This window comes from Jiangella gansuensis DSM 44835, from assembly GCF_000515395.1.
Classification (GTDB): domain Bacteria; phylum Actinomycetota; class Actinomycetes; order Jiangellales; family Jiangellaceae; genus Jiangella; species Jiangella gansuensis.
In genome coordinates this window covers 4,641,985-4,668,916 of the sequence record NZ_KI911782.1, presented here as the reverse complement: position 1 = coordinate 4,668,916, position 26,932 = coordinate 4,641,985, and the positions used below count along the sequence as shown (strand labels likewise).

At 71.6% G+C, this 26,932-nt stretch carries 25 protein-coding genes and 2 pseudogenes; 14 read left to right on the top strand and 13 right to left on the bottom strand.

Annotated features, from left to right (window positions below):
- Positions 1–76: 76 nt before the first annotated feature.
- Both JIAGA_RS0121940 and JIAGA_RS0121935 read left to right on the top strand, forming a co-directional pair.
- On the top strand, positions 77–430 hold the full coding sequence (locus JIAGA_RS0121940) for a YciI family protein (RefSeq protein WP_026877305.1): 354 nt from the start codon (positions 77–79) through the stop codon (positions 428–430).
- A gap of 47 nt (positions 431–477) precedes the next feature.
- Entirely contained in the window at positions 478–1,662 is a 1,185-nt protein-coding gene (locus JIAGA_RS0121935; RefSeq protein ID WP_026877304.1) for an RNA polymerase sigma factor, read from the top strand.
- Positions 1,663–1,665: 3 nt separating this feature from the next.
- On the opposite strand, the gene JIAGA_RS0121930 is transcribed toward JIAGA_RS0121935, so the two are convergent.
- The 3 genes from JIAGA_RS0121930 to JIAGA_RS0121920 are packed head-to-tail and all read right to left on the bottom strand — an operon-like array spanning position 1,666 to position 4,061.
- On the bottom strand, positions 1,666–2,478 hold the full coding sequence (locus JIAGA_RS0121930) for a pentapeptide repeat-containing protein (protein WP_026877303.1): 813 nt from the start codon (positions 2,476–2,478) through the stop codon (positions 1,666–1,668).
- Between the two features lie 31 nt (positions 2,479–2,509).
- On the bottom strand, positions 2,510–3,484 hold the full coding sequence (gene ku / locus JIAGA_RS0121925; RefSeq protein ID WP_026877302.1) for a non-homologous end joining protein Ku: 975 nt from the start codon (positions 3,482–3,484) through the stop codon (positions 2,510–2,512).
- A gap of 22 nt (positions 3,485–3,506) precedes the next feature.
- On the bottom strand, positions 3,507–4,061 hold the full coding sequence (locus JIAGA_RS0121920; RefSeq protein ID WP_026877301.1) for a hemerythrin domain-containing protein: 555 nt from the start codon (positions 4,059–4,061) through the stop codon (positions 3,507–3,509).
- Positions 4,062–4,189: 128 nt separating this feature from the next.
- On the opposite strand from JIAGA_RS0121920, the gene JIAGA_RS0121915 reads away from it, so the two are divergent.
- Complete coding sequence (locus tag JIAGA_RS0121915; protein WP_026877300.1) at positions 4,190–4,798, top strand: flavodoxin family protein; 609 nt, start codon at positions 4,190–4,192, stop codon at positions 4,796–4,798.
- 6 nt (positions 4,799–4,804) lie between these two features.
- Here JIAGA_RS0121915 and JIAGA_RS0121910 read toward each other — a convergent pair whose 3' ends face one another.
- Positions 4,805–5,284 carry a hypothetical protein gene (locus JIAGA_RS0121910; RefSeq protein ID WP_157553416.1) on the bottom strand — a complete coding sequence of 160 codons (480 nt, stop codon included), beginning with the start codon at positions 5,282–5,284 and terminating at the stop codon, positions 4,805–4,807.
- A gap of 254 nt (positions 5,285–5,538) precedes the next feature.
- On the opposite strand from JIAGA_RS0121910, the gene JIAGA_RS0121905 reads away from it, so the two are divergent.
- Entirely contained in the window at positions 5,539–7,197 is a 1,659-nt protein-coding gene (locus JIAGA_RS0121905; RefSeq protein WP_084469953.1) for a metallophosphoesterase, read from the top strand.
- A gap of 76 nt (positions 7,198–7,273) precedes the next feature.
- On the opposite strand, the gene JIAGA_RS31650 is transcribed toward JIAGA_RS0121905, so the two are convergent.
- Both JIAGA_RS31650 and JIAGA_RS0121895 read right to left on the bottom strand, forming a co-directional pair.
- The gene (locus tag JIAGA_RS31650) at positions 7,274–9,400 is read right to left on the bottom strand and encodes a Xaa-Pro dipeptidyl-peptidase (RefSeq protein WP_051426383.1); all 2,127 of its coding nucleotides are present in this window, start codon (positions 9,398–9,400) and stop codon (positions 7,274–7,276) included.
- Positions 9,401–9,529: 129 nt separating this feature from the next.
- Complete coding sequence (locus tag JIAGA_RS0121895) at positions 9,530–10,939, bottom strand: RNB domain-containing ribonuclease (protein WP_026877297.1); 1,410 nt, start codon at positions 10,937–10,939, stop codon at positions 9,530–9,532.
- Between the two features lie 120 nt (positions 10,940–11,059).
- On the opposite strand from JIAGA_RS0121895, the gene JIAGA_RS31645 reads away from it, so the two are divergent.
- Complete coding sequence (locus JIAGA_RS31645) at positions 11,060–11,974, top strand: GNAT family N-acetyltransferase (protein ID WP_051426382.1); 915 nt, start codon at positions 11,060–11,062, stop codon at positions 11,972–11,974.
- On the opposite strand, the gene JIAGA_RS0121885 is transcribed toward JIAGA_RS31645, so the two are convergent.
- Positions 11,961–12,848, bottom strand: coding sequence for a LysR family transcriptional regulator (locus tag JIAGA_RS0121885; RefSeq protein ID WP_026877296.1), 888 nt, complete (start codon positions 12,846–12,848; stop codon positions 11,961–11,963). The genes JIAGA_RS31645 and JIAGA_RS0121885 overlap by 14 nt on opposite strands.
- Before the next feature lie 74 nt (positions 12,849–12,922).
- Here JIAGA_RS0121885 and JIAGA_RS0121880 point away from each other — a divergent pair, with 74 nt between their 5' ends.
- The 3 genes from JIAGA_RS0121880 (at position 12,923) to JIAGA_RS0121865 (ending at position 17,294) form a co-directional block, all read left to right on the top strand.
- Positions 12,923–13,885, top strand: coding sequence for an EamA family transporter (locus JIAGA_RS0121880; protein ID WP_026877295.1), 963 nt, complete (start codon positions 12,923–12,925; stop codon positions 13,883–13,885).
- 155 nt (positions 13,886–14,040) lie between these two features.
- On the top strand, positions 14,041–16,602 hold the full coding sequence (locus JIAGA_RS0121875; protein ID WP_026877294.1) for a polysaccharide lyase family 8 super-sandwich domain-containing protein: 2,562 nt from the start codon (positions 14,041–14,043) through the stop codon (positions 16,600–16,602).
- A 221-nt stretch (positions 16,603–16,823) separates the two neighbouring features.
- Positions 16,824–17,294 carry a VOC family protein gene (locus tag JIAGA_RS0121865; protein ID WP_026877293.1) on the top strand — a complete coding sequence of 157 codons (471 nt, stop codon included), beginning with the start codon at positions 16,824–16,826 and terminating at the stop codon, positions 17,292–17,294.
- On the opposite strand, the gene JIAGA_RS0121860 is transcribed toward JIAGA_RS0121865, so the two are convergent.
- Complete coding sequence (locus JIAGA_RS0121860; RefSeq protein ID WP_026877292.1) at positions 17,269–17,604, bottom strand: YnfA family protein; 336 nt, start codon at positions 17,602–17,604, stop codon at positions 17,269–17,271. The genes JIAGA_RS0121865 and JIAGA_RS0121860 overlap by 26 nt on opposite strands.
- 16 nt (positions 17,605–17,620) lie before the next feature.
- Complete coding sequence (locus tag JIAGA_RS0121855) at positions 17,621–18,430, bottom strand: SDR family oxidoreductase (RefSeq protein WP_026877291.1); 810 nt, start codon at positions 18,428–18,430, stop codon at positions 17,621–17,623.
- A 112-nt stretch (positions 18,431–18,542) separates the two neighbouring features.
- On the opposite strand from JIAGA_RS0121855, the gene sigJ reads away from it, so the two are divergent.
- Genes sigJ through JIAGA_RS0121830 form a run of 5 tightly spaced genes read left to right on the top strand, consistent with a single transcriptional unit; the run spans position 18,543 to position 22,301 of the window.
- Positions 18,543–19,448 (top strand): RNA polymerase sigma factor SigJ, encoded by a 906-nt coding sequence (gene sigJ / locus JIAGA_RS0121850; RefSeq protein ID WP_245597218.1) that lies wholly within the window; start codon positions 18,543–18,545, stop codon positions 19,446–19,448.
- Positions 19,449–19,508: 60 nt separating this feature from the next.
- Complete coding sequence (locus tag JIAGA_RS0121845) at positions 19,509–19,943, top strand: hypothetical protein (protein ID WP_157553414.1); 435 nt, start codon at positions 19,509–19,511, stop codon at positions 19,941–19,943.
- Positions 19,944–19,966: 23 nt separating this feature from the next.
- Positions 19,967–20,650, top strand: a complete 684-nt coding sequence (locus JIAGA_RS0121840) for a 5-oxoprolinase subunit B family protein (RefSeq protein WP_051426381.1) — start codon at positions 19,967–19,969, stop codon at positions 20,648–20,650.
- Positions 20,647–21,405, top strand: coding sequence for a LamB/YcsF family protein (locus JIAGA_RS0121835; RefSeq protein WP_026877287.1), 759 nt, complete (start codon positions 20,647–20,649; stop codon positions 21,403–21,405). The genes JIAGA_RS0121840 and JIAGA_RS0121835 overlap by 4 nt, the downstream gene beginning before the upstream one ends.
- Positions 21,402–22,301 carry a 5-oxoprolinase subunit C family protein gene (locus JIAGA_RS0121830; RefSeq protein ID WP_026877286.1) on the top strand — a complete coding sequence of 300 codons (900 nt, stop codon included), beginning with the start codon at positions 21,402–21,404 and terminating at the stop codon, positions 22,299–22,301. The genes JIAGA_RS0121835 and JIAGA_RS0121830 overlap by 4 nt, the downstream gene beginning before the upstream one ends.
- Positions 22,302–22,380: 79 nt before the next feature.
- Here JIAGA_RS0121830 and clpX read toward each other — a convergent pair.
- The 3 genes and pseudogenes from clpX to JIAGA_RS35795 all read right to left on the bottom strand — a co-directional run.
- Positions 22,381–23,346, bottom strand: a pseudogene (gene clpX / locus JIAGA_RS31640) (ATP-dependent Clp protease ATP-binding subunit ClpX); the annotation flags it as partial.
- 53 nt (positions 23,347–23,399) lie between these two features.
- Positions 23,400–24,662 (bottom strand): IS256 family transposase, encoded by a 1,263-nt coding sequence (locus JIAGA_RS35420; protein WP_026876777.1) that lies wholly within the window; start codon positions 24,660–24,662, stop codon positions 23,400–23,402.
- Between the two features lie 231 nt (positions 24,663–24,893).
- A pseudogene (locus tag JIAGA_RS35795) lies at positions 24,894–25,019 on the bottom strand (ClpX C4-type zinc finger protein); the annotation flags it as partial.
- A 53-nt stretch (positions 25,020–25,072) separates the two neighbouring features.
- On the opposite strand from JIAGA_RS35795, the gene JIAGA_RS0121815 reads away from it, so the two are divergent.
- Positions 25,073–26,167: a TetR/AcrR family transcriptional regulator gene (locus JIAGA_RS0121815; RefSeq protein ID WP_026877285.1), complete on the top strand. Its 1,095-nt coding sequence runs from the start codon at positions 25,073–25,075 to the stop codon at positions 26,165–26,167.
- Positions 26,168–26,171: 4 nt separating this feature from the next.
- Here the strand turns inward: JIAGA_RS0121815 and JIAGA_RS31635 are convergent, their stop codons facing one another.
- Positions 26,172–26,897: a pyridoxamine 5'-phosphate oxidase family protein gene (locus JIAGA_RS31635; RefSeq protein WP_084469949.1), complete on the bottom strand. Its 726-nt coding sequence runs from the start codon at positions 26,895–26,897 to the stop codon at positions 26,172–26,174.
- Positions 26,898–26,932: the final 35 nt, after the last annotated feature.

The window sequence follows — 26,932 nt, the reverse complement described above, 5'->3', positions numbered from 1 at the left end:
CGCGTGTCGACGAAGTGAACGCACGACCACGACACTGAGAGGCGATCGACATGACCGAGACCATGGAGGCCCGCTGATGGCGCAGTACGCGATCCTCATCTTCGAGCGTGAATCGGCCGGAGGTGGCGCGCCCGACCTGCCCGCGGAGGTGATGGCGGCGCACGAGCAGCTGCCGCAGCGCATCGTCGAGCACGGTGGCCGCGAGATCGGCGGCCTCGCCCTGGAGCCCAGCGGCACCGCGACGTCCATCCGCGGCGACCTCGTCACCGACGGCCCGTTCATCGAGACCAAGGAGGCGCTCGCCGGCGTGTTCGTCATCGAGGCCCGCGACCTCGACCACGCGATCGAGCTGGCCAGGATGACGCCGATCGTCGACGGCGGCGTCGAAGTACGGCCGCTCCTCGGCATCGACTTCTCGGGCCTGAGCTGAGAGTCCAGGAGGCCGTCGCCGACGCGCACCGTCGCGAGTGGGCGTTCGTGCTCGCCGCGACGGTGCGGGTCACCCGCGACATCGACACCGCCGAGGAGGTGGTGCAGGACGCCTACGTCCAGGCGCTGACGTCGTGGGCCCGCGACGGTGTCCCCGACCGGCCTGCTGCCTGGCTGACGACCGTCGCCCGGCGCAACGCGCTCAACGTACTGCGCCGTCAGCGCACGCTGCAGGCCAAGCTGCCGCTGCTGCTCGACCCGGCCGTCGACGGCGACGACGCCGGTAGCACGGCGGCCGAAGCCGACGCGGCGACGATCCCCGACGACCGGCTGCGGCTGATCTTCACCTGCTGCCACCCGGCGCTGTCCGAGGAGGCCCGGGTCGCGCTGACCCTGCGCCTGGTGTGTGGGGTGGCCACGCCCGACGTGGCGCACGCGTTCCTGGTGTCCGAGCCGACCATGGCCGCCCGCATCACCCGGGCGAAGAAGAAGATCGCGACCGCCAGGATCCGCTACGCGGTGCCCGCACCGGCTGAGTTGCCGGCCCGCCTCGAGGCCGTCCTCACCGTCATCCACCTGCTCTACGCCACCGGGCACACGGCACGCTCCGGCGCCGACCTGGTGCGCGAGGAGCTGACCGACCGGGCGCTGGAGTTGGCCCGGATGCTGCACCGGCTGCTGCCGGCCGAGCGTGAGGCGGCCGGGTTGCTGGCGCTGCTGCTGGCCCACCACGCCCGCCGGGCCACGCGCACCGACGACGACGGCCGGCTGCTGCGGCTGGAGGAGCAGGACCGATCCGCGTGGGACGGCGAGCTCATCGCCGAGGCCGACCGGCTGATCGTCGGGGCGCTCACCGCCGGGCCGCCCGGACGGTTCACGCTGCAGGCGGCGATCGCGGCACTACACGCCCAGGCGCCCAGTTACGCGGCCACCGACTGGCCGCAGATCCGCACCCTGTACGACGCGCTGCTGCGGGTGTGGCCCTCACCGGTGGTGGCGCTCAACCGCGCCGTGGCGGTGTCGATGGTCGACGGGCCGGCCGCGGCGCTGGCCGAGGTCGAGGCGCTGGAACGGGACGCCCGGCTGGCCGGGTACCGGTACCTGCCGGCGACCAAGGCCGACCTGCTGCAACGGCTGGGCCGGCACGCCGAGGCGGCCGACGCCTACCGCGCCGCGCTGGAGCTCACCGGCAACGCCGCCGAGCAGGAGTTCCTCCGCGCCCAGCTCCCTTGATCATCAACGGGCGATCCAGTGGGACGGGCGGGTGAGCGGCGGCGGGAGCACCGTGGCGGCGTCGCCGGTAGCCGCGTCGATCTGGGCCTGGGTGAGGAAGATCGCGGTGTCGAGGCGGGCACCGGACAGGTCGGCACCGCGCAGGTCCGCACCGATCAGGTCGGCCCACCGAAGGTCGGCGCCGCGCAGGTCCGCACCGAGGAGCAGCGCTCCCCGCAGGTCGGCGCCGACGAGGTTCGCGCGGCGCAGCTTGGCACCGATCTGATCCGCGCGAGACAGGTCACGGCCACGGTGTCCGGCCCGCAGCAGAGTGCTCACCTCACGCAGCAGCGGGTCGGCGCCGGCCCGCCGGGCGGGGACGTCGACCTCGCCGAGCAGCTCCGGCGAGAGCGTCGTGAGCGCGTCGACGTCGTCGAAGGCGGCGCCGAGCCGGTCCCGCAGCGGCCCCGCGGGCGCGAGCGTCCGGGCCTGGTCAAGGTACCAGAGCAGCTCGTGCAGGTGCCGCATGACGGTGAACGACCCGAACACCGCGTTCGCCAGCTCCGCCGACGACCGCCAGTCGGCCGCGCCGCCGAACGTCACCTGCACGACCTGTTGCCCGGCCCCGAAGCAGTCGTACACCGTGCAGCCCGGGAAGCCGCGTTCCCGGAGCCGGTCGTGGATGCCGCACCCGAAGTCGTCGCGCAGGTTCCGGCACGGCTGGCCGGCCGGCTTGTCGATCGCGAAGTCCGCGGACTTCGCGAACGCCGGCACGACGCAGCACAGTCCGGCGCAGCGGGAGCAGTCGGCGCGCAAACGGGTGACGTGGTCGGACACGCCATCGAGTGTGTCAGGTCGGCCGGGGCACTCAGGCGGCGGACTTCCGCGCCTTCTCGATCGCCGCGGCGAGCTCGTCCTTCGTCATCGACGAGCGGCCGCTGATGTCCAGCTCGCGGGCCAGCTTGTCCAGGTCCTTCTTAGGCGCCTTGGCGAGCTGGTCCGGATCCACTCGGGTCTTCAGCTTCGACCCGGACTTCCGGCCGGCCCTCGACCCGCCGCCCTTGCGGCCCTTCTTCGCCGCCTCGACGCTCTGCTGCAGCGCCGTCAGCAGGTCGGTGACCTCGGTGGCGGCCGGCTCGCTCTCGACCACCACCTCCTTGCCCTCCCGCTTGGCCTCGACCAGCTCCTTGACGCGCTCGGTGTAGGTGTCGCGGTAGGCCTCGGGCTGCCACCGCTCGGTCATCGCGTCGATCAGGTCCACCGCCATGTCCAGCTGCTTGCGGCCACCTCGAGCGTCCGGCAGGTCGTCGAAGAGCTTCGCCGGGTCGCGGACCTCGTCGGCGAAATGCAGCGTCTCGAGCACGAGCACGTCGTCGGAGGCGCGAATCGCGGCCAGATACTCCTTGCCGCGCATGACGAACGTGGCGACGGCGGCCCGGTTGGTCTTCGCCAGCGCCGCCCGCAACAGCGCGTACGACGACGTGTTCTCCTCGTCCGACGGAGCCAGGTAGTAGCTCTTCTGGAAGAAGATCGGGTCCACGTCGGCCAGGTCGACGAACCGGTCGATCTCCAGCGCCCTCGACCGACCGGGCGCGATGTCGGCCAGCTCGTCCGGCTCGACGATCACGTGCTCGCCGCCACCGACGTCGTGCCCCTTGACGATGTCGTCGTAGTCGACTTCCCGCCCGGTGCGCTCGTTCACCCGCTGGTAGCGGATGCGGTCGGAGGTGCCCCGTTCGAACTGGTGGAACGCGACCTCGTGCTCTTCGGTGGCCGCATAGAGCCCCACCGGGATCGACACCAGCCCGAAGCTGATGTATCCGGTCCAGATCGACCGTGCCACGTCGCCTCCCGCCGTGCCGTCGTCAGTCGGGCCGGACCGCGTCCTTCAGCTCGTCCTTCGTCATCGAGCCGACGCCGTCCTCGCCGAGGTTGCGAGCCTGCTGGGCGAGGTCGTCGCGGGTGGCCTCGCCCGGCTTCTCGCCCAGGTGCTCGGCCCGAGCGGACAGGAACGCCTCGCCGAGCTCCGCTCGCCGTTCGTCGCTGAGTCGCTCCCGCATGCCGGGCAGGACGGTGTTCTCCTCTTCCTCGACGTGGTGGCCGACGGAGTCGATCAGCTCGCGCAGCACGGAGTCGTACTCGGGCGCCCGAGAGTCCATGGCGGCCAGCCGTTCCAGAATGGCTTCGGCCTCGGCGTGTTCCTCCTGGCTGTGCGCCACCTCTTCGGTCTCGCCGGCCTCGTCGCGGGCGACGGGGTACACCTCGGACTCCTCGGCGCGGCTGTGCGCGATCAGCAGCGAGGTCACTTCCGCCAAGGCGAGGTCACGTTGGCCGGGGTCGCTGCGGAGCAGTTCGAAGAGCCGCTCGATCTCCCGGTGGTCCTTCTCGATCAGGTCTACGACGTCACGCGGTTCGCTCATGCCGGTGCGATACCCCGCGGTGCCCGGGCCAAACGGCGCCGGGGCGGTTCGACCTGGACTCCCGCAGACGCCCGCATGTGCCCACCGCCCACCGGGTACCGGACCCGGCAACCGACGAAGGGATCGCCGTGAAGGCTGTCGTTCTCAACTGCACACTCAAGGCATCACCGGAACCGTCCAACACCGGTGCGCTCGCCGGCGTCGTCGTCGACCGGTTGGAGAAGCTCGGGGTCGACGTCACCGCGTTCCGGCTCGCGGACCTCGACATCCCGCCGGGGGTGGCCACGGATCTCGGCGACGGCGACGACTGGCCGCGCATCCATGACGCGATCCTGGACGCGGAGATCCTGGTGGTTGCCTCACCCACCTGGGTGGGCCGGCCGTCGTCGCTGGCGCAGCGGGCGCTGGAACGGATGGACGCGATGATCTCCGAGACCGACGACCGCGGGCGCCCGGTCGCCTTCGACCGGGTCGCCGGAGTCGTCGTGACCGGGAACGAGGACGGTGCCCATCACGTCATCTCCGAGCTGTGCGGCGGCATGATGGACATCGGCTTCACCATCCCGGCGCAGGCCTGGACGTACTGGCACCTCGGCCCCGGGCCCGGCCCCGATTACCTGGACAGCGACCAGGGCCGCGAGTGGTCCCACTCGACGGGCCACACCATGGCGTCCAATCTGGTCGCGGTGGCGGCGGCGCTGGCGGCGGCCCCGATCCCGGCGCCGCCCTCGAGCTGAGCTCGCTCAGCGAAGCAGCGGCAGGGCCGACTCGGTGAGCTGTCCGTCCGGGTCGTAGACGGCGCACATGATGACACGGTCGCCGTCGGCCCAGGTCTGCTCGGTCGGCAGAATCGGGAAGAAGTCCAGGTCGGATTCCTCCTGACTGATCCAGCGGTTCCTGAACTCCTCGCCGCAGCCCTCCCACCCCAGCTCAGCCACCTGATCGCGGTCCCACGCGCCGTCGGGGGCATGCACGAAGTGGTACGACTGGTTGTCCGCGCCGTCCTCGCAGGACGTGTACAGGACCACCTCTTCGGCGGCGGCTTCGGAGTAGGTCGGGTCGGAGAAGCACTCGCCGCCCTCGATGTCGAGTACGCCGGTCGTCTGCGCGTCCATCAGGGTGTCGTCCTTGTGCGTGGTGCCGCCGCATCCGCTCAGCACCGCGAGCGCCAGCCCGGCGCCTGCCACGGCGCTGATCGTCAGCGAGCATCTGCGAGGCGGCACGGCCGGAATCGTAGGCAGGTCGCGGTGAACGGCCGGTGTCGCCGACGTGCCCGCCCGGCCGCCACCTGGTGGCCGATCGCCGCCTCGGGTGCGACCGGGTCGCAGGAGCGGACGACCACGTCGTTTGTTCATCGCCGGTCCAGCCGGCGGTGTTCTCAGCGTCCGCGATCTTTCGTCCGCACCTGGGTGAATCGGACACACTGCCGCGCGCGTGCCGGCAGATCTGTCCGAGTGTCCCAGGGAGGAGACTCATCGTGAGTGACGTCAGTAGGCGGAGGCTGGTACTCAGCCCCCGCCGCGTGGCCGGCGCCGCCGTCGGCGTAGCGCTGATCGGGGGCGGAATAGCCGTCGTCCCGGCCGCGGTCGGAGCCGACAGCGAGGCACCGGTCAAGGTGCCGGCGGCGGAGATCTACCAGCCGTCCGCCGTGCCCGACCGGATCATCCTCGTCCCCACCACCAGCCCGGCGACGTCGCAGAAGGTGACGTGGCGGTCAGAGGTCGGTGGCGAGTTCGCGCAGGCGCAGATCGTGGAGGCGCCCGCGGCGCTGGGGCAGGTGGCGCCGCCCGGGTCCTTGCGAACCGTCATGGCCAGTTCCACCAACCCGGTGAACACCTCGCTGGGATATGCCTCTGTGTACCACCAGGTGGAGTTCACCGAACTGCAGCCGGGCACCCGCTACACCTACCGGGTCGGCGACGGCGTCAACTGGAGCGAATGGATCGACTTCACCACCGCCGCGGAGGGCTTCGAGCCGTTCTCGTTCATCTACTACGGCGACGCACAGAACTACCTCGACTCCGCGCTGCCGCGCGTGTTCCGGCAGGCATTCGCCGACCGGCCCACGGCGAGGGTCATCGTCAACGCCGGCGACCTCATCGACCACGCGAACAGCGAGGAGCAGTGGGGCCAGTGGCATGCGGCCGACGGGTTCATCAACAGCCAGGTCGTCAACATCTCCACGCCGGGTAACCACGAGTACAGCGGCGGCCAGCTCTCGACCTTCTGGCGTCCGCAGTTCCCGAACCCGAAGAACGGCCCGGCCGTGCCGGAGCTTGAGGAGACCGTCTACTACCTGGACTACCAGGGCGTGCGGTTCATCTCCCTGGACTCCAACCACCAGGGCAACGCCGCGCGGATGGCCGCGCAGACCGAGTGGCTGGAGCAGACCCTCGCCAGCAACCCGAACAAGTGGACCGTCGTGACGTTCCACCACCCGGTGTACTCGACCGCGTCCGGCCGGAACAACCCGACCGTCCGCGACCAGTGGGGCCCGCTGTTCGAGGAGTACGGCGTGGACCTGGTCCTGCAGGGCCACGACCACACCTACGGCCGCGGCAGCGTCAGCACGTCGCGCAAGTCCGCCACCGTCCACGACAGCACCGTCTACGCGGTGTCCGTGTCCGGCGGCAAGATGTACGACGTCAGCGGTGACGTCTGGACCGACAACGGCGCCGACGTCATGAGCACCGCCGAGGACAAGCAGCTGTACCAGATGATCGACGTCGCCGACGACTCCATCACCTACGAGGCCCGCTACGCCAACGGCGAGCACCACGACGGTGTCGTCATCCGCAAGAACGACGCGGGCGAGCGCACCGTCCAGGAGATCCGCACGCCGGAGAACACCGTGGGCGAGCAGGTCGTCGCCGACACGACCGAAGTCGAGTTCCGCGGCACGGTCAACGTCTCCGCCTACGGGTACGACCCGGGCGAGACGGTCGACGTCTACGTCCGCAACGTGGAGCGCGGCCAGGACGTTCTGGTCGGCGAGGCCACGGCGGACGAGTTGGGCCGGGTGCTCGACCTCCCGGTCCGGATGCCGGCGTCGGCGCGGCGGCAGAGCCAGCAGGTGGTCTACCTGGAGAGCGTGAACCAGCAGATCACCACTCCGGAGATCACCGTCCTCCGGTAGCCGCGACCAGCACGAGGAAGGGGCGGCTCACCGGCGCCGCAGCGCCGGTGAGCCGCCCTCGTCGTGTCGTCCCGCGTCAGCCCGCCGGACTGGTGGCGGCGGCGCGGATCAGCGCGGCCCGCTGCCGCTCGGTGACGACGCCGGCGTCGACCAGGTCACGGCCGACGTCGCCGACGTGCCGCACGAACTGGCCGTGGTTCGGCCAGTCCGCTTCGTCGAGGATGTGGTCGTTGACGGTGCACGTGCCGGCCAGCGCCGCGTTCGGCACGCCGGAGTCGACGCCGCCGATCACGACGGTGTCGCGCTCGTCCCGCTCCCCGCACAGCGGCATCGCCAGCGGTCCGCCCACCACCGGCAGCTCCACCGACGTCCGGGCGAGGTCGACGGTCAGCTCGGTGCCCGGTCGCGGCCGCAGCGTGAACTCGGGGTCGGTCGAGAAGACCATGAGGCCGAGCTGCTGGCCGGCCGGGATCACCTGGTCGTCCGGCTGCAGCGGCACCGTCACATCGACGAACCCGCCCGGCGTCAGCGGCTTCTCGTCGACCAGCGAGTCGCGGTTGAGCGGGTCGGCCCAGCCGCGGGTGATCACGCTGGTGGAGGCGGAGCGGGTGGACGACGCACAGTCCGACCCGCCGGTCCAGGGCAGCCGGACCAGCGCCACGGACAGGTTCGCGCGGGCCGCGCTGGAGCTCATCCGCAGCGTGACCGACGCGGTACCGGACAGGTGCACGTCGTCGGTCAGGGTCGGGGTCACGTAGAGCAGCCGGTTCGGCGACGCCTGAGTGGCCAGCGCCCCGACGTTGCAGGCGGTGTCGCCGGCGTCGACCAGCGTCTCCGTCCCCGAGCCGGGCAGCACGAGCGAGCTCAGGCCGCCCGCGGTCGCGCCACCGGGCTCCAGGTTCAGCGTCACCGTCGACGCCGCGGGGTTCGGGTAGTCCCGATACGTCGTCAAGGTGCTCGGCCCGGTCTCGTTGCGGACGATGAACGCCGTGTCCGCGTCGCCCACGATGTCGTTGTCCTGACCGTAGAGGTACTGCGAGAACCAGCGGTTCATCATGTCCAGCGGCGGCTGCCCGCCGTGCCCGCCCTGGTGGAAGTACTGATGGACGGTGACACCGTTCGCCTTCAGCGCCTCGGAGATGCGGACGCTGTGCTCGGGCATGACGTTCCAGTCGTTGAACGCGTGCGCCATCAGTGTCGCGGCCCGGACGTCGTCGAGCTGCTCGAGGTAGTCCCGGCCGGCCCAGAAGTCGTTGTAGTCGGCGGTGACGCGGTCGTGCTCGGCCTGCATGACGTCGCGGACGGTGTCGATGCAGTACTGCCGCTTCTCCGGGTCACCGGAGTTGATGTAGTCGAAGAGGTAGTCGATGTCCTCGCCGACCCACCCGCCCGGGCTGCGCACCAGGCCGTTCGAGCGGTAGTAGTGGTAGTACGACGTGTTCGGCGCGACCGGGATGATCGCCTCCAGGCCGTCGACGCCGGTGGTCGCGGCCGCCAGCGGCAGCGTCCCGTTGTACGACGTGCCGGTCATGCCGACCTTGCCGGTGGACCAGTACGCCGTCACCTCCTCGCCGCCGTCAGCGCTGGTGAAGCCCCTCGCCCGGCCGTTCAGCCAGTCCACGACGGCCTTCGGTGCCAGTGATTCGTTCGGCCCGCCCACCGTCGGGCAGCCCTGCGACAGCCCGGTGCCAGGCGACTCGGAGTGCACCACGGCGAACCCGCGCGGCACCCAGGTGTCGACGTGGCTGTTGGAGATGACCGGGCTGGTCCGGCCCGGAGCCGCGATGGGCGGCGGCGACACCCGCAGCGGCGGCCGCTCCCCCAGCTCGTGGGTGACGTTCCAGAAGAACTCCCGCCGGGTGCTGGCCGAGCCGGAGTAGTACGGGCTGGTCTCGTAGACCACCGGGACGGTGAGGCCGTCGGTGTCGGTCTCGGCCGGGCGGGCGACCTCGACGTGCATGCGGTCGAGCTCGCCGTCGCCGTCGGTGTCGAACTCCGTCTCCACCCACAGCTCGTGCCGGATCCAGGGCCCCTCGAACACCGGCTGGGCCAGGCCGTCGACGAAGACCGGCTCGGTGCCGGTCGTGGTAGTTGCGCCGGCCGCGGTGGTGCCGGCGAGCGCGGCGGCGGTGAGCAGGCCGGTCGCCGTGAGCAGTCCGGTGACGGCGGCAGCTCGGCGATGGCGGGGTACGGGCAGGGTCATCGACCATCCCTCCTCGGGCGGCAGGATGGTCGGACGCTAGCGACGCCGCGACGTCATGTCATCGGACAGCTGTCGCATCCACGGGCCGTCCGGCCCGACAATCCGTCGAGCGGCGGTCAGGGCCGGCGGTCAGGGCAGTTCGAAGCGGATGGAGCGGGTGGCCGGGTCGGCGACCGTGAGCCGTGCCTCGACGTCGGTGCCGAGGGGCAGGTCGGCGGCGGCGCGCACCGGTGCCTCGACGGCGGGCTCCTGGATGACGAGGTCGCCGCGGCGGGCGTCGCGGTCGTCCACCTCGACCACCACCGCCGGGAAGGTGGCGCCGACGTGCTCGTGCAGGACAGCGGCCTCCACCAGGTCCAGGACCTGCCGCTCGTACTGGTTGGCGCGCCGGGTCGAGCCGCGCATGGTGTCCGGCAGCTCAGCGAGCCGCTCGCGCACCCAGTCCGGCACCGGCTGGTCCGCGCTCAGTGCCAGGCAGATTTCGCCCGCATAGCGGTCGATCAGCCGCCGCAGCGGCGCGGTGACGTGCGCGTACTCCGCCGCCAGCGCCGAGTGCCCGGTCTGCTCGGGCAGCTTGCCGTCGAAGCCGGCGTACCCGGAGCCGCGCAGCAGCCGGGTGCAGGCAACCAAGGTCGCGGCATGGCTGGGCTTCGCCGGGTCCAGAGAGCGGACGAAGTCGGGGTAGCTCCTGCCGTCCGGCCAGTCGACCCGCAGCGCCCGCGCCGTGCGCCGCAGCCGGCGTACGTCGCGCGGGTCGGCCGGCGCCAAGGTGCGCAACAGCCCGACCCGGGCGGCCACCATCAGCGACGCCGCGCCCATACCGGTGAGCAGGGAGATCTGTGCGTTCCACTGCTCGACCGGGTGCTGCTGCCGGAACTCCAGCCACCAGTGACCGCCGTCGACCCGCACCTCCTGCTCAGGCAGCGGCAGGGAGACACCGCCGCGGTCGGCCTCGCGGGCCAGCCGCAGCTCACCCACCTCGCGCAGCAGCTCGAAGACGGGGTCGGCGGTGCCGGCGTCGAGCTGGTCCTGCACGCCGGCGTAGGACAGCTTGGCCCGGCTGCGCACCAGCGCACGCTCCACCCGTACGGCCGTACCTTCGCCGTCGGCGTCGACCTCGATGGTCCACAGCAGCGCCGGGCGGACCTGGTCGGCCAGCAGCGAGGCGGCGTCCTCGGACAGCGACTTCGGGTAGAGCGGCACCTTGGCGTCCGCGCCGTACAGCGTCTCGCCGCGGCGGTGCGCCTCCTGGTCGACCGGGTCACCGGGCGCGACGAACGCACCGACGTCGGCGATGGCGTAGTAGACGACGTAGCCGCGGCCGGCCCGCTCGATGTGCAGCGCCTGGTCGAGGTCGAGCGCGGTCTCCGGGTCGATGGTCACGAACGGGAGGTCGGTGCGGTCCAGCCCGGGCAGCCGCGGGTTCTTCGCCGCGTCGGCGGCCGCACGCTCGACGTCGTCGGGGAACGCGGGCGTGACACCCAACTCCGCCTGGATGACGTCCACGCCGGCCCGCAACGCGGCGCCGTCGGCGGTCATCGCCTCAGCGGGTACACGCACGACACGTCTGGGCACGAGCGATCACTCCCCTGTGCTGCTACGGCTGTCCATGCCGGCTGTCAGCCTCTCACGGCGCCGGCGACGACGTAGGGTTCCCCGGTGTCCTCCCGCTACCGACAGCACCGCCTCGGCTCCCCCGACGTACTGCCGGCCATGCAGGAGCTGACCCGGCGGCTGTGGGGCCCGACCAGCCGGTGGCACCCGGGTGAGCTCGCGTGGTTCTGGCTGGAGCACGGCACACCCGATCCCGGCTGGTCCGTGTCGTTCTGGGACGACGGCGACCGCACCGTCGCGTGGGCCTGGGCCAAGCACGGCCGGCAGCTGGACCTGCACGTCGACCCGGCTCATGTCGGCGTGGCAGCCGACGTGCTGCAGTGGTTCCACGGCATCGCCGGTGACAGCCGCCGCGTCGTCACGGTGCTGGACGCCGAGACGGACCTGGCCGGCGTCGTGCGCGCGCACGGATACCGGCCGGACACCTCCGGCCCGTACTTCGTTCACCTGGGCCGCACGGTGGACACGGTGCCCGAGCCCGCGGTTCCCGACGGTTACCGGCTGCGGCCGGTGCGCGGCGAGGACGACGCCGAGCTGCGGGCGTCGGCGCACAACGCGGCGTTCTCACTGCCCGGCCGGCCACCGTCGGAACTCACCGGCGCCGCCTACCGGACGCTCATGCGCTCCACGGCCTACCGCCCGGAGCTGGACTGGCTGGTGGAAGCGCCGGACGGCACGGCGGCCGCGTTCTGCCTGGCCTGGCTGGACGACCACACGGGCGCGGCGGTGCTGGAACCGGTGGGAACGGACCCGGCGCACCGCCGCCGCGGGCTCGCCAGCGCGGTGTCGCTGGCGGCCCTGGACGCTGCCCGCCGGCTCGGCGGCACCCACGCGCGGGTGTGCGCCCGCGGTGACGACGCCTACCCGTCGGCGCGGGCCACGTACCAGTCCATCGGCTTCCGGGAGTACGCCCGCAACGTGCGGTTCGAGTGGCCGGGGGCCGCCGTCAGCGACCGGTGACCACGTGGTCGAGCAGTTCGACGGCGCGACGTGCCGCCGGGTGCTGCGAGGCTGCCTTGCGTACGGCCACGCTGATGTTCCGGACCGGCGTGGGCGCCACGATACGTACCGTCGTGACGTCTGCGGGTAGATCGCGGATACCGAGCTCGGGCACGACGGTGATGCCGATGCCGGTGGACACGAACGGGATCGCCGTGTGGTAGTCGTGCGTCTCGACCGCGAACTCAGGCACGAAGCCGACTTCCGCACAGGCCGCCAGCAGCACCCGCCGGCAGGCACCGTCGTCGAGGTCGTTGTCGATCCACCGGCGTTCGCGCAACTCGGCCAGCGGCACCTCATCGCGTTGGGCGAACGGGTCGTCGGCCCGGACGACGGCGACGTACGGGTCGTCGGCCAGCCGGCGCACATCGGTGCCGGGCGCCGGTGTGTCACCGGGGCGCTCGACGAAGATGTCCACGTCCGGCACCGCGGCGTCGGGCGTCTTCACCTCGGTCATCCGCAACTCCAGCCGCAGCTCCGGGAACTGTGCGTGCAAGGCGGCCACCACCGGCGGCAGCCAGACGGCACCCGCGGACGCGAAGTAGCCGATGGACAGGCTGCCCACCCGGCCGGCCCGCAGGTCGCCGACCAGTCCCTCGATGCGGGTGATCGCCTGGAACAGCGGCTCCGCCTCGGCGGCCAGCGTGCGCCCGACGGTGGTGGGTTCGATGCCGCGGCCGACCCGTTCCAGCAGCCGCAGTCCGGTCTCGCGCTGCAGGGCGGCGAGCTGCTGACTGACGGCGGACGGGGTGTAGCCCAGGGCGTCGGCGCCCGCACGAATGGACCCGGTGGCGACGACCGCACGCAGCAGCCGCAGACGGGAGACATCCAGCATGGCGCAACCGTACAGCACCGCTTAACAATGATGCAGAAATAGTCGCTTGTGCTGTCTAATCATCTCCGGCGACCATGGTCGATGTGACCCAGCAACTCCAGGCCCCCGCCAACACCCCACCCACACCGCCAGCGCCCACCGAGTCCCGCAAGGCCGCCGTCGCCGCGGGCATCACCGTCCTGCTGTGGGCATCGGCATTCGTCGCCATCCGCGACGTCGGGCACGCCATTTCACCGGCACCGATGGCCCTGGTCCGGCTTGCCGTCGCGGGGCTGGCGCTGACCGTCCTGGTGCTGGCCAAACGCGGCCGGCGGATGATCCCGGTGCCCCTGTCACGGCGCTCGTTCGGGCTGATCGCCGCGTGCGGCGTGCTCTGGCTGGCCGGCTACACCGTCGCGCTCAACGCCGGCGAACAGCACGTCGACGCCGGCACCGCGGCGCTGCTGGTGAACGTCGCACCACTGCTCATCGCGTTCGGCGCGGGCCTGTTCCTCGGCGAGGGGTTCCCCCGCGCCCTCATCGCCGGATCACTGGTCGCGTTCGGCGGCGTGGCGGTCATCGCGATGGGCTCCGGCGGCGACCGCGACGGCCTCGGCGTCGTGCTGTGCCTGCTGGCCGCCCTGCTGTACACCGCCGGCGTGCTCATCCAGAAAGTGGTGCTGCGCCGGGTGGACGGGCTCACCACCACCTGGCTGGCCTGCCTCGTCGGCGCCGTGGTGCTGTTGCCCTGGACGCCACAACTGGTGGACGAACTGGCGTCCGCACCGGCCAGCGCGATCCTCGGCGCGGTGTACCTCGGCCTGTTCCCGACCGCCATCGGCTTCAGCACCTGGGCCTACGCACTGAGCCGCATGGACGCCGGCCGCCTCAGCGCCACCACCTACGCCGTCCCGACGGTGTCCGTGCTGCTGTCCTGGCTGCTGCTGTCTGAGATCCCTACGGCGTACGGCCTGGCCGGCGGCGCCATCAGCCTGGCCGGCGTGGCCATCTCCCGCCGCCGCCGCCGTCGCCCCACGCCCATGATCATCAAGAGTTGACCCGGCCATAGCCGTACCAACTCTTGATGATCATGGGAGCGATGTTCGCGGGCAAGCCTCTGACCGGAAAGCCCTTGCCGACAGCCGGTCCGTCTGTTTGACTCCGGTTTGTTGTGGTCTAGACCTCATGTCGAGAGCGCCGGAGGTTACTGCCCGTGGACATCACTCGTCGCCGGATGCTGTCGCTCCTGTCCGCCACCGGTCTGCTGGCCGTCGCCCGGCCCGGCCTGGCCGCCGGAACTGGCGCTGCCGGAACGCCATCCGCCGGCGCTCCGGCCGTCACGGGAATCGACCACGGCCACCTGCTCGCCAACACGGCGGCGATCTTCACCGGGACGGCTGAGACGAACGCGCGGCCGGACGTGGCCGGCAAGGTCAGCGCGATCGAACAAACGGCGCGCACCTGGCTCGCAGCCCTCGACGCCGCACAGGACGGCGAACTCTTCGCCGGCGTGCCGCTCGGCACCCGCGACCCCAACCTGAACGCCTCGTTCCTGCACCTCTACGAGATCGCGCTGGCCACCCGCACGCCGGGTAGCGCACTGGCGGGCGACACGGACGTGCAGCTCCGCGTGCTCGACGGCCTGGCCTGGCTGCACGAGCACTACTACGGCGACCAGGACCAGGGCTACTACGGCAACTGGTTCACCTGGGAGATCGGCATCTCCACCCACGTCAGCAAGACCCTGGTGCTGCTGGCCGACACCGTCGCCGACCACCAGCCGGACCTTGTCGCCACGTACGTCGCCAGCATGGACGCCTACCTGCGCAACGGGCGCGACGGCGACGTCGACCTCGACTCGCGGTTCCACACCGGCGCCAACCTCGCCGACATCACCACCAACCGCATCCTGCAGGGTGCGCTGCTCGGTGACGACGCCCGCATCACCAAGGCGCTCGAGGACCAGCTGACCGTCTTCCTCCCCATCGACCCGTACGCATTGCGGCACGGCGTCACCGACGGCTACTACGCCGACGGCTCGTTCATCCAGCACCACTCGGTCGCCTACACCGGCTCCTACGGCCGGGCACTGCTGACCCGCGTGGTGCAGACGCTCAAGATCCTGGACGGGACGGGTGCCGCCGACGGCGACGCGCTGGTCCCGGTGGTGCAGCGCTGGGTCACGGACGGGTTCGCGCCGCTGATCTTCGAGGGCTGGATGATGGAGGTCGTCAAGGGCCGGTCGGTGGTGCGGACCTCCACCGGCTACACCGACGTCGCCACCGTCGTCGAGGCCGTGGTCGACCTCTCCGACTACAGCACCGGCGCCGACGCCACCGCGCTCAAGGGCTATGTGAAGTTCATCCGGTCGACCTCGCGGGCGGCGCTGAACCCGGCGACGTTCGTGTCACCGATGAGCATCGCGCGGTACACCGACATCCTCGACGACGACGCCATCGAACCCGCCGACGTCAACCCGGCCGCCCGCAGCGTCGCGTTCAACGCGATGGACAAGAACGTGCACCGCCGGCCCGGGTTCGCGTTCGCGCTGGCCCGCAGCTCGGACCGGATCAGCAAGTACGAGTACATGAACGGCGAGAACCTGATGCCCTGGTTCCAGGGCGACGGCGCCTACTACCTGTACCTGGCCGGCGAGGACCAGACCCAGGCGTTCGGCGTCGACTACTACACGACGGTGTCGCCGTACGCACTCGCCGGCGTGACCGCACCGGTGGAACAGCGGCGCACCATCCCGGAGCTGTACGGCACGCCGTACTACGACAACCCCGGCCACCCGCTCGGGTTCACCCCGTCGTCGGAGTCCCAGAACACCTACGTCTACTTCCCGCGCGGCACCAACGGCCACTCCGGCGGCGCCACCTTCGACGCTTTCGGTGCGGCCGGGATGGTGCTCTCCAGCGACGTCGCCTGGGTGGACAAGCAGGCCGGGATCCTGCCCGACGACTTCGTCGCCTACCAGAACACGACGGCGACGAAATCGTGGTTCATGCTCGACGACGAGGTCGTGGCGCTGGTCGCCGGGGTCGCCGACCCGGCCGGCCGCCCCGTGAGCACCGCCGTCGACGCCCGCATCGCGGCACCGGCCGACACGGTCACCGTCGCCGGGGAGTCGCGCGACGGCCAGGTCTGGTCGGGAACCGGCACCGCCGACCTCGTCTGGCTGCGCTACGCCAACGACACCACGGGCAGCGCCGTCGGCTACGCGTTCCTCACCGCCCAGCCGGTGCGAGTCGCGCTGGACCAGGTCACCCGCAGCCGGCGCGTCGTCCGCACGGCCAACCCGGACACAGCCGTGACGAAGTCCGTGTTCGGCGTGCACGTGGACCACTCCCCGACGACGACGGCGCTCGCCTACGCGCTCGTGCCGCACGCGACACCCGAACTGTTGCGGAGATACGCGGCCGGAACGGTGGTCGTGCTGGCCAACGGCACCGACGTGCAGGCGGTCCGGCACGCCGGCCTCGGGCTGGTGGCCGCGAACGTCTTCGGCACCGGCTGGCACGACGTGGCCGGCCTACAAATCGGCGGCCCGGCTTCCGTGATCGCGCGCACCCGATCGCGGCTGACCACCATCGCCGTCTCCGACCCGACCATGGACCGCGACGTCGTGCAGGTCACCGTCGCCGGCCGGCGGCTCAGGAAAGTCGCCGGCGACCGCGCCGTCAGGGTGACCCACGCCGGCGGCGACACCCACCTGGAGGTCGACACCCACCAGGCCTACGGCCGCAGCTTCAGCGCAACGCTGCGGGAATAGGCACACCTCAACCCACCGCCTTGGTCACGAGCTCGGCGAGCCGCGCCTCGTCGCCGGTGGTGCTCCTGGCGGGCGTCGTCGTGCCCTTCGTGGCGGCATTGCGCTCGACCATCGCGATCACCTCGTGACCTACGCTGGCATGGCTCGGTGACCGGCGCTTCTCGATTCCTGATCGATCCGGCCCGAGCGGCCGTGACAGTGCCGGCGAGGAGAGGACGACCATGACGGATGACGCGACCTATCCGCGGCTGCGTCAGGTGGTGCTCGACGCCACCGACGCGCGCGGCCTGGCGGAGTTCTACCGGCGGCTGCTCGGGCTGACCTACCGGCCCGGCGACGAGCCGCCCGCCCCAGGTGAGCCGGACCCGCAGGCCGCGAGCTGGCTGGTGCTGCGCGACGACGCCGGGCGGCCGTGGATCGCCTTCCAGCCGGTGCCGACGCTGCCCGCTGTGACGTGGCCGGAGGGACCTGTGCCGCAGCAGCTCCATCTGGACTTCACCGTGCCCGACACCACGCAGCTCGACATCCAGCACCAGCGGGCGCTGACGCTCGGGGCGCGGCTACTACGCGACGATTCGGCCGATCCGCAGGAGCCGCTGCGGGTCTACGCGGACCCGGCCGGGCATCCGTTCTGCATCTTCGTCGCCGGCGAGGACGGTCAGGGCGTCAGGACGGACGCGGGGCGTACATGATGATCGCGACCCCGACCAGGCAGACCAGGCCGCCGACGACGTCCCACCGGTCCGGCCGGAACCCGTCGACGATCACCCCCCAGGCCAGCGACCCGGCCACGAAGACGCCGCCGTACGCGGCCAGGACCCGCCCGAAGTTCGGGTCGGGCTGCAGCGTCGCGACGAAGCCGTAGAGGCCGAGCGCGATGACCCCGGCACCGGCCCACAGCAACCCCCGGTGCTCGCGGATGCCCTGCCACACCAGCCACGCACCGCCGATCTCCGCGACGGCGGCCAGCAGGAACAGCGCGATGGAGCGGACGACGGTCATGCGGGCACCCTAATCGTCAGCGGACCGCTGGGTCGGGCGCGTCACCGACCCGCGACGCGAGGAAGTCCTCCCAGGTCCGCTGCCCGACGGCCTGGTCCGGGGCCAGGTTGGCGCCGTCGCGCATCGCCCGCGCGGCCCGGCCCGGCACCCGCACCGGCAGAGTCAGCCGGCGCTTTCCGGCCGCGCGCAGGTAGCCGCGGACCAGCTCCGCCATCGTGTACACCCGCGGGCCTCCGAGGTCGGGCACCAACCCGGCGGGGTCTCCGAGCGCCAGTTCGGCCAGCCGGGCCGCGACCTCCGCGGCGTCCACCGGCTGGAACCGGAACCCGCTCATGACCGGCACCACCGGCAGCTTCGCCAGCGTCCGGACCGTCAGCAGGCTGAGTTCGTGGAACTGAGTGGCGCGCAGTGTGGTCCACGGGATGCCCGACTCCGCGACCGCCTGTTCCCCGGCCGCCTTCTCCGCGTAGTAGCCGAACATGGCCCGGTCCGCCCGGCTCACCACGGGCAGCCGGTCCGCGCCCGCCACCGAGATGTACACGAGGTGCCGCACACCCGCCGGGACCGCGGCCCGGACCAGCGCACGCGCCTTGTCACCGTCGCCCTTGGGGCCGCCCGCGCAGTGCACGACGGTCTGTACCCCGGCGACGGCTCGCTCGACACCGGCCCCGGTGGCCAGGTCCCCGGTGACGTACTCCACGCCGTCGCCGTCGGCGTGGTCGTGCCGGCTCAGCACGCGGACGTCATGGCCGGCCCGCCGCAGCAGCGGCGTGACGAGGCGCCCGAGGGTGCCGGTGCCGCCGGTCAGCAGGATGGGTGGCGTCATGGAAGTCACTCCTCACTCGATCCGGCCGGGAGCCCGCCTCCCGGCCACGTCGGCCCGCGTTCGCGGGTCGCGTTCGCGGGGCTACTGTGTTGACCCGCCGGAGGAAAGGAACGTGACGGCCGCCGTGAACGCACCGAATCTGCTGGTCGAACGCTTCGAGGAACACCGGCCGCGGCTGCGGGCGGTCGCCTATCGGATGCTCGGCTCGGTCAGCGAGGCCGACGACGCGGTGCAGGAGACCTGGCTGCGCCTGAGCCGGACGGACACCAGTGACGTGCGCAACCTCGCCGGCTGGCTGACGACGGTCACCGCCCGGGTCTGCCTGAACCTGTTGCGAGCCCGCGAGACCCGGCGGGAGGAACCGCTGGAGCAGGTACACCTGCCCGACCCCGTCGTCAGCCCCGCCTCCGGGACCGACCCGGAGCAGGAGGCGCTGCTGGCCGACGCGGTCGGGCTCGCGCTGCTGGTCGTCCTGGACACGCTGGCGCCGGCGGAACGGCTGGCGTTCGTGCTGCACGACATGTTCGCCGTCCCCTTCGATGACATCGCGCCGCTGGTGGATCGGTCGCCGGACGCGGCCCGGCAACTGGCCTCACGGGCTCGCCGCCGGGTTCGCGACGCGGCGCCCGCGCCCGATCCGGACCTCGCCCGGCAGCGTGAGGTGGTCGACGCGTTCTTCGCCGCGTCCCGCGACGGCGACGTCGACGGCCTGGTCGCCGTGCTCGACCCGGACGTCGTCCTGCGGGCCGACGGCGGCGGTGCGCGCGCCCGGCCCAGCATGACGCTGTACGGCGCCCGGACGGTGGCCGGCCAGGCCGCGCTGGCCCGGCGGATGTCCAGGTTCGTCCGGCCGGCCCTGGTGAACGGCACGGCCGGCGCCGTCGTCGTCATCGGCGAGCGGGTGTTCGCCGTCATGGCCTTCACCGTCGCCGGTGGGCGCGTCGTCGCGCTGGACGTCCTGTACGACCCGCAGCGGCTGGACGGGCTTGACGTCACCGGCCTCGGCGCCGACGGGTGACCACGCGCCGCCCGGCGACTCGACTACCGATCATGCGAACGTATGTTCGATACTGGCGTCATGTCTCCCGCGCGCTGGCTCGACGATCCACCGGTCGCCATCCTCGACCTCGACCCGGCCGGGCTGGAGATGGTGTCGCGGGTGCGGGCCGAACCGTCCGGGCTGTACAGCGCGGTGCCCGTGGTCATCGGTGAGCGGTCGGCCCGGCCGGTCCGCGGCCACCTGGCGGCGTGGGCGCGCCCGCGCGGCGAGCGGGCATGGTCGTACGCGCTGGTGCTCTGGCCCGCCCGGCGCGAGGATCACCAGGGCCGGCTGGCGTGGTCGTGGCGGTGGGGGTGGTTCGCCTTCGATCCGCGCCAGCTGCGCCGGGCTCACCGCGGCGAGACGGTCCGCGGCGGCGCCGCGTACGACCAAGGGCTCTCGGCGGCCATCCGGCAGGCCATGCCCGCCGGCTACACCCTCCCGACCGCCCCGCCCGCCGACGGTCCGCCATGACCCGGCCTCGGTAGTCTCACGCCATGACGGCGGCCGAACGACCTGGCAGCACCACGGCCCCGCCCACGGTCCGGCCGTGCGGCGACGCCGCCGTGCTGCTCGAGGTCACCGCCCCGGACGAGGCCGGCGCGCTCGACGAGGTGCGGGCCCTGCACGCCACCCTGCGAGCGCACCGGCCCGACGGCGTCGTCGACCTGGTTCCGGCCGCTCGTACTGTCCTGGTCGTGTTCGACCCGCTGGTCACCACCGCCGGGCGGGTCACCGACGCGGTCGCGACGCTCCCCCGCGCCGCCACCGCTCCCGCCGACCTGCCGCTGGTCGAGATCCCCGTCGTCTACGACGGCGACGACCTCGCCGATATCGCCCGGCGCACCGGCCTGAGCAGCGACGACGTCGTCGCGCGCCACCTGGCGGCCCGCTACACGGTCGCCTTCATCGGTTTCGCGCCCGGGTTCGCCTACCTCAGCGGCCTCGACCCGGCGCTCACCGTGCCGCGGCGCGAGACGCCCCGCACCCGGGTCCCGGCAGGTGCTGTCGCGGTCGCCGAACGGTTCTGCGGCATCTACCCCCGGCCGGCGCCGGGCGGCTGGAACCTCCTCGGCCGCACCGACGCGGTCCTCTGGGACCCGGCCCGCACGCCGCCGGCGCTGCTGCCGCCGGGTACACCGGTCCGCTTCGTCGACCGCACGCGAGAATGGTCCTCGTGACGACGCTCGACCTCAACTGCGACCTCGGCGAGGGCTTCGGCGCCTGGACGCTGGTCGACGACGACGCCCTGCTCGGCCTCGTCAGCAGCGCCAATGTCGCGTGCGGGTTCCATGCCAGCGACCCCACCATCATGCGCCGCGTCTGCGCCGTCGCGGCCGAACGCGGCGTCGCCGTCGGCGCCCACGTCGCCTACCGCGACCTCGCCGGCTTCGGCCGCCGGGCGATGCGCGTCCCGCCCACCGAGCTCACCGCCGAGGTGCTCTACCAGCTGGCCGCGCTCGACGGCATCGCCCGCACCGTGGGCACCCGCGTCAGCTACCTCAAACCGCACGGCGCGCTCTACAACGCCATCGTCGACGACGCCGAGCAGGCGGCCGCGGTGGTCGATGCGGTCCACGCCTACGACGCCGAGCTCACCGTTCTGGGGCTACCCGGCTCGCAGGTGCTGCAGATCGCCGCCGAGCACGGGCTGCCCACGGTGGCCGAAGCCTTCGGCGACCGCGCCTACCAGGCCGACGGCCGGCTGGTCCCGCGCCGCGTGCCCGGTTCGCTGATCACCGACCCGGACGCCGTCGCCGCCCGCTGCCTCGAACTCGCGCGCACCGGCCGGGTCACCAGCCTGGACGGCCACCCGGTCGAGGTGCGGCCACGGTCGCTGTGCATCCACGGCGACACTCCCGGCGCGGTCGAGCTGGTGCGCCGGGCCCGCGCGGCTCTGGTGGCCGACGGCGTCACGATCGCCCCGTTCGCGTGACCGGCGCTGTCCGGCCCACAGAGGTCGTCGAGGTCGTGGACCCGGGGATGCTGTCCCTGATCGAGGATCTGGGCCGGCCCGGCCTGGCCGAGCTGGGCGTCGGCCGGTCCGGCGCCGCCGACACCGACAGCTTCCGGCTGGCAAACCGGCTGGTCGGCAACGCCGAGACGGCCGCCGCCGTCGAGTTCGTCCTCGGCGGCGTGGCGTTCCGGTTCCGCCGGGCCGCGACGGTGGCCTTGACCGGCGCGCCGGCGCCGGTGCGCGTCGGCGGCCGCGGCGCGGCGTTCAACGCGCCGTTCCCGGTCCACGCCGGCGAGGTGCTGCGGGTCGGCCGGCCCTCTCGCGGGCTGCGCGGCTACCTGGCCGTCCGTGGCGGTCTCGGTGCGGAAGCGGTCCTGGGTTCGCGGTCCCGGGACACCCTCGCCGCGATCGGCCCGCCGCCGTTGCGGTCCGGCGACGTGCTGCCGATCGCTGACGACGCCGGCGGCCCGCCCGTCGCCGACGTCGCACCGGTGCGGTGGCCCCCGTCCGACGAACCACTGCGGGTGATCGCCGGCCCCCGCGCCGACCGGTTCGACCCGGCCGCGCTGACGGCCCTGGCCACGGAACGGTACGAGGTGACCACCGAGAGCGACCGGGTCGGCCTCCGGCTGGCCGGGCCGGCGCTGCGCCCATCCACGGCCCACTCGCACACCGCCGGCTCGCTGCCGTCGGAGGGGATGGTGACCGGCGCCCTGCAGGTGCCGCCGAGCGGGCAACCGGTGCTCTTCCTCCCCGACCATCCGGTCACGGGCGGCTACCCGGTGATCGGCGTGGTGGTCACCGCCGACTTGCCGCGGGCGGCCCAGCTGCGCCCCGGCGACGCGGTCCGGTTCACCTGGGCCGAGCTCACCTGAGCGCCGCCACAGCCTTCTCGTGATCATGTTCGCTGAGGGTCGTCAGGTGACCGCGAGGGAACATGATCAAGGGGAGGCGTCAGGCGGTCTTCTCGCGGCGTTCCCGCTTACGGGGACCCTCGCGCGGCACCAGCGTGGGCAACACGTTCTGGTTGACCACCTCACGCGTGATCACCACCCGCGCCACATCCTCCCGCGACGGCACCTCATACATCGAATGCAACAACACCTCTTCCAGGATCGCCCGCAACCCCCGCGCCCCGGTCCCCCGCAACAACGCCAGATCAGCGACCGCCTCCACCGCATCATCGGTGAACTCAAGATCAACATGATCCAACTCGAACATCCGCATGTACTGCTTGATCAACGCATTCCGCGGCTCCGACAAAATCCGGATCAACGCCGCCCGATCCAACGGCGACACCGTCGTGATCACCGGCAACCGACCGATGAACTCCGGGATCAACCCGAACTTCAACAAATCCTCCGGCATCACATCACCATACGGATTCGACGCATCCCGCTCCGCCTTACTACGGATCTCCGCCCCGAACCCCAACCCACGCTTACCCACCCGCTGCTGGATCAGATCATCCAACCCCGCGAACGCCCCACCCACGATGAACAACACATTCGTCGTATCGATCTGGATGAACTCCTGATGCGGATGCTTCCGACCACCCTGCGGCGGCACCGACGCCGTCGTCCCCTCCAGGATCTTCAACAACGCCTGCTGCACACCCTCACCCGACACATCCCGGGTGATCGACGGATTCTCCGACTTCCGCGCGATCTTGTCGACCTCGTCGATGTAAATGATCCCCGTCTCGGCCTTCTTCACGTCATAGTCAGCCGCCTGGATCAACTTCAACAAGATGTTCTCGACATCCTCACCCACATACCCCGCCTCCGTCAGCGCCGTGGCATCCGCGATCGCGAACGGCACGTTCAACATCTTCGCCAACGTCTGCGCCAAATACGTCTTCCCACACCCCGTCGGACCGATCAACAGAATGTTCGACTTCGACAGCTCCACCGATCCGCCGGCGGCCCGAGCGGGGTGTGTCTGATTAACGGTGGATCCGGTCTTGGCATCGGCTAGTTTCCGGTTGGTGTGATGCGGCCTTCGAACGTGATCGCGAACGCGTTGAGGGCCGGTTTCCACCTCATGGCCCATCGTGCCCGGCCTCGGCCGGTCGGGTCCAGCGACCGGGTCACCAGGTAGAGGCACTTCAGGGCGGCCTGTTCGGTGGGGAAGTGTCCGCGGGCGCGGATCGCGCGTCGGTAGCGGGCGTTGATCGACTCGATCGCGTTGGTCGAGCAGATCACCCGCCGGATCTCCTGGTCGTAGTCCAGGAACGGCACAAACTCCGACCAGGCGTTCTCCCACAACCGCACGATGGCCGGGTACTGCTGCCCCCAGCTGGCGGCGAACTCGTTCCAGCGTTCTTTGGCCGCGGCCTCCGAAGGTGCGGTGTAGACCGGTTTGAGCTCGCGTGACATCTGGTCCCAGTACCGGCGGGAGGCGTACCGGAACGTGTTGCGCAGCAGGTGGATGATGCAGGTCTGCACGATCGCGAGCTCCCACACGGTGGTGATCGCCTCGGGAAGCCCCTTCAAGCCGTCGCACACCACGATGCACACGTCCTGGGTGCCGCGGTTCTTGATCTCGGTCAGCACCTGCAGCCAGAACTTCGCGCCTTCACCGCCGTCGCCGGCCCACAGCCCGAGGATGTCCCGCTCGCCGGTCACGGTGACGCCGATGGCGACGTAGATCGGGCGGCTGGTGACCTGACCATCGCGGATCTTCACGTGAATGGCGTCGATGAACATCACCGGATATACGCGTTCCAGTGGCCGGGCGCACCACTCGGTCATCTCGCCGACGACCTTGTCGGTGATCCTGGAGATCGTGTCCTTGGACACCTTCGCGCCGTAGACCTCGTCGAAGTGCGCGGCGACCTCACCGGTGGTCAGGCCTTTGGCAGTCAGCGACAACACGATCTCATCGATCCCGTTCAGGCGGCGCTGCCGCTTCTTCACGATCTGCGGTTCGAACGAGGACTCGGTGTCGCGGGGGACCTCGATCTCGACCGGCCCGATCTCAGTCAGCACCGTCTTCGTGCGGGTCCCGTTGCGCGAGTTCCCGCTGTCCCGCCCGGCCCGGTCGTGCTTCTCATAGCCCAAGTGCTCGCTCATCTCCGCCTCCAGAGCGGTCTCGAGCACGTTCTTCGTCAACTGGTTGAGCAGCCCGTTCGGACCCACCAGATCGACGCCCTGCTCCTTGGCCTGCGCCAGCAACTGCTCGGCCAGCGCTTGCTGATCCACCTCGTCCGCCACGGGCTCCAGTGTCTCGGTCAAGATCAATCCTTTCCGCCAAGCACCCCTGCTCGGCGTGTCAGACCAAGACCAAGATCCACCGTTTTTCAGACAGTCCCCCCGAGCGCGCTTGTAGTGGTTGTAGACGGCCACCGACAGCGCTCTTTTCGCCGCGTCCTGGCCGATGACGAACTGGTCCAGGTAGGCGTGGACGTCGCGCGGCTTCGGCGGCTCGCCGACCTCGACCCCGGCTGGAGCGTCCTCCTCCATCAGCTCGTTGCACAGCTCGACGCATTCGTCGCAGATGCACACCCGCCCGGCACCGGCGATGAGCCGGGCGACCTCACGCTGGTTCTTGCCACAGAACGCGCACTGGAGCAGCTTCTCAGATGGTCCCATCATTTGAATGGTGACGGTATCTTGGATCGCGACCCGAGGCAACGAGGAGGACCATGGCGCGCCTCACCAGAGCGCAGACGCAGGAGCGTAACCGCACCCGCATCCTCGCTGCGGCCCGGGACGAGTTCCTCCGGCGCGGCTTCCGCGACGCCACCGTCGACGGCATCGCCGAGCGCGCGGAACTCACCCGAGGGGCCGTCTACTCCAACTTCGCCGGAAAACGTGCCCTCTACTTCGCCGTCCTCGCCGACGACGCGGCCACGGCCGCCCGGGCCGTACTCACCCCTGCGGCCGCCGCGGCCGAGGTCGGCGATGCGGCCGACGACCCGGCCAGCACGCTGGGACGGATCGCCCGAGCCTGGATGGCCCGCGCGCCACTGGCCGGCGACCCTCCGGACGCGCACGCCCGCATCGGCGCCGACCTCATGACCGAGGTCCGCGCCGACGACCGCCTGCGCACCGCCTACGCCCAGCTCATCGAGTTCGAGGCGATCGTCGTCGGGCTCGCCCTGGAATCCGGCGCGCCGGCCGCCGGCCGCCGGGTCCGGGTGGCTCGCACCGCACTCACGCTCCTGCACGGGGCGAACCAGCTGGCCGCGGCGGCGCCGGGCTTCGTGGAGCCGTTCGACGTTGTCCGCGCCTGCGAGCGGCTGGCCGGCCTCGACGACCACGACACCTGGCAACCGGCCCACCTGCCGCACGTGCCGCCGGCCCGGCCCGCGCACGAGCACTGGGCTCCCCCCGCCCGGACCGACCTGCTCACCGGCCGGCCGGCCCGGCTGGAGGACGACGGCGTGGTCGCCGTGCTCGGCGTGCACCGGCTCGGCGCCATCGAGGAGGCGGTCCGGGCCGCTCGTGCCGGGTGCGCGGTCACCGCGGTGGTCGTCACGGCGGCGCCGGGCGAGCTGATGCCTCTCACCGAGCTCGTCGTCACCGAGGCGCGCGGACTGCTGAGTCACGCCGTCGGGCCGGCTGCCCGGCCTGCGCTGCGCGTGGTGGCCGACCCGGACGGCACGGTGGCGGCGGCCGCGGGGGTCACCGTCGTGGACGACGCCACCGAGGCGGCCGTGCGGGTCGAGTCGCACCGGGTGGCCGCACGAGCCGTCGGCCGCGGCGCCGGCCACGCCGCCGCGACCACGGTCGGGTAGCCGCTCACCCCAGCGTCGTGCGCTGGCCGGCCGCGTGCCGCGGTACCGGCCCGTCACCGGCCCCCAGCGCCCGGGCGGCGGCACCCCGGCCGTAGCCGCGCTCCGCCGCCACGTCGAAGGCATCGCCGCCCTTCTTTCGGCGGTCGTCGGTGCCCCAGTCACGGGTACGCGGAACCGGAACCATCCGCGGTATGTGCTTGGAGCAGTGGATGTACGCCTCCTCGACGTCGACGACGACCCACCGCTCCGGCCGCCGCCCGGGCACGTCGGTGTCGACCTGCTCATCCGGAAAGCGCTCGGCGAACGCCGCCGGCGACAGCAACTCCGTCGCGCCGTTGACGTGCAGCCCGACCAGGTCCTGGACGAAGTCCATGAACAACAGGCCCACATGCGGGTTCTCGGTCATGTTTCCGGCGCTGGCCAGCACACCGTTGCCGCGGTACTCCGGCCAGGCCAGCGTGGTGGGACCGAGCACGCGGACGAAACCGGGCGGACCGGCCCGGAACGAAGCGTCGCACTCGCCCTTCCCGTCCGCGCTGCTGACGAAGACCATCTCCATGCGCCCGACGAACTCACGCATCCGCGCGTTCAGGTGATCGGACATCTGCTCCCGGTAGAACCGGTCGGCCCGCTCGACGCTGCCGTTCACCTCCTGGAGCACGTGCTCACCGGCTGAGCCGGGACGCTGTGCGCCACCGTCGTTCCGTCCGTCGTCGTACGCATGATCCATCGATCAAAACCTCCGAGTGCCTCCGCCCAGGCCCC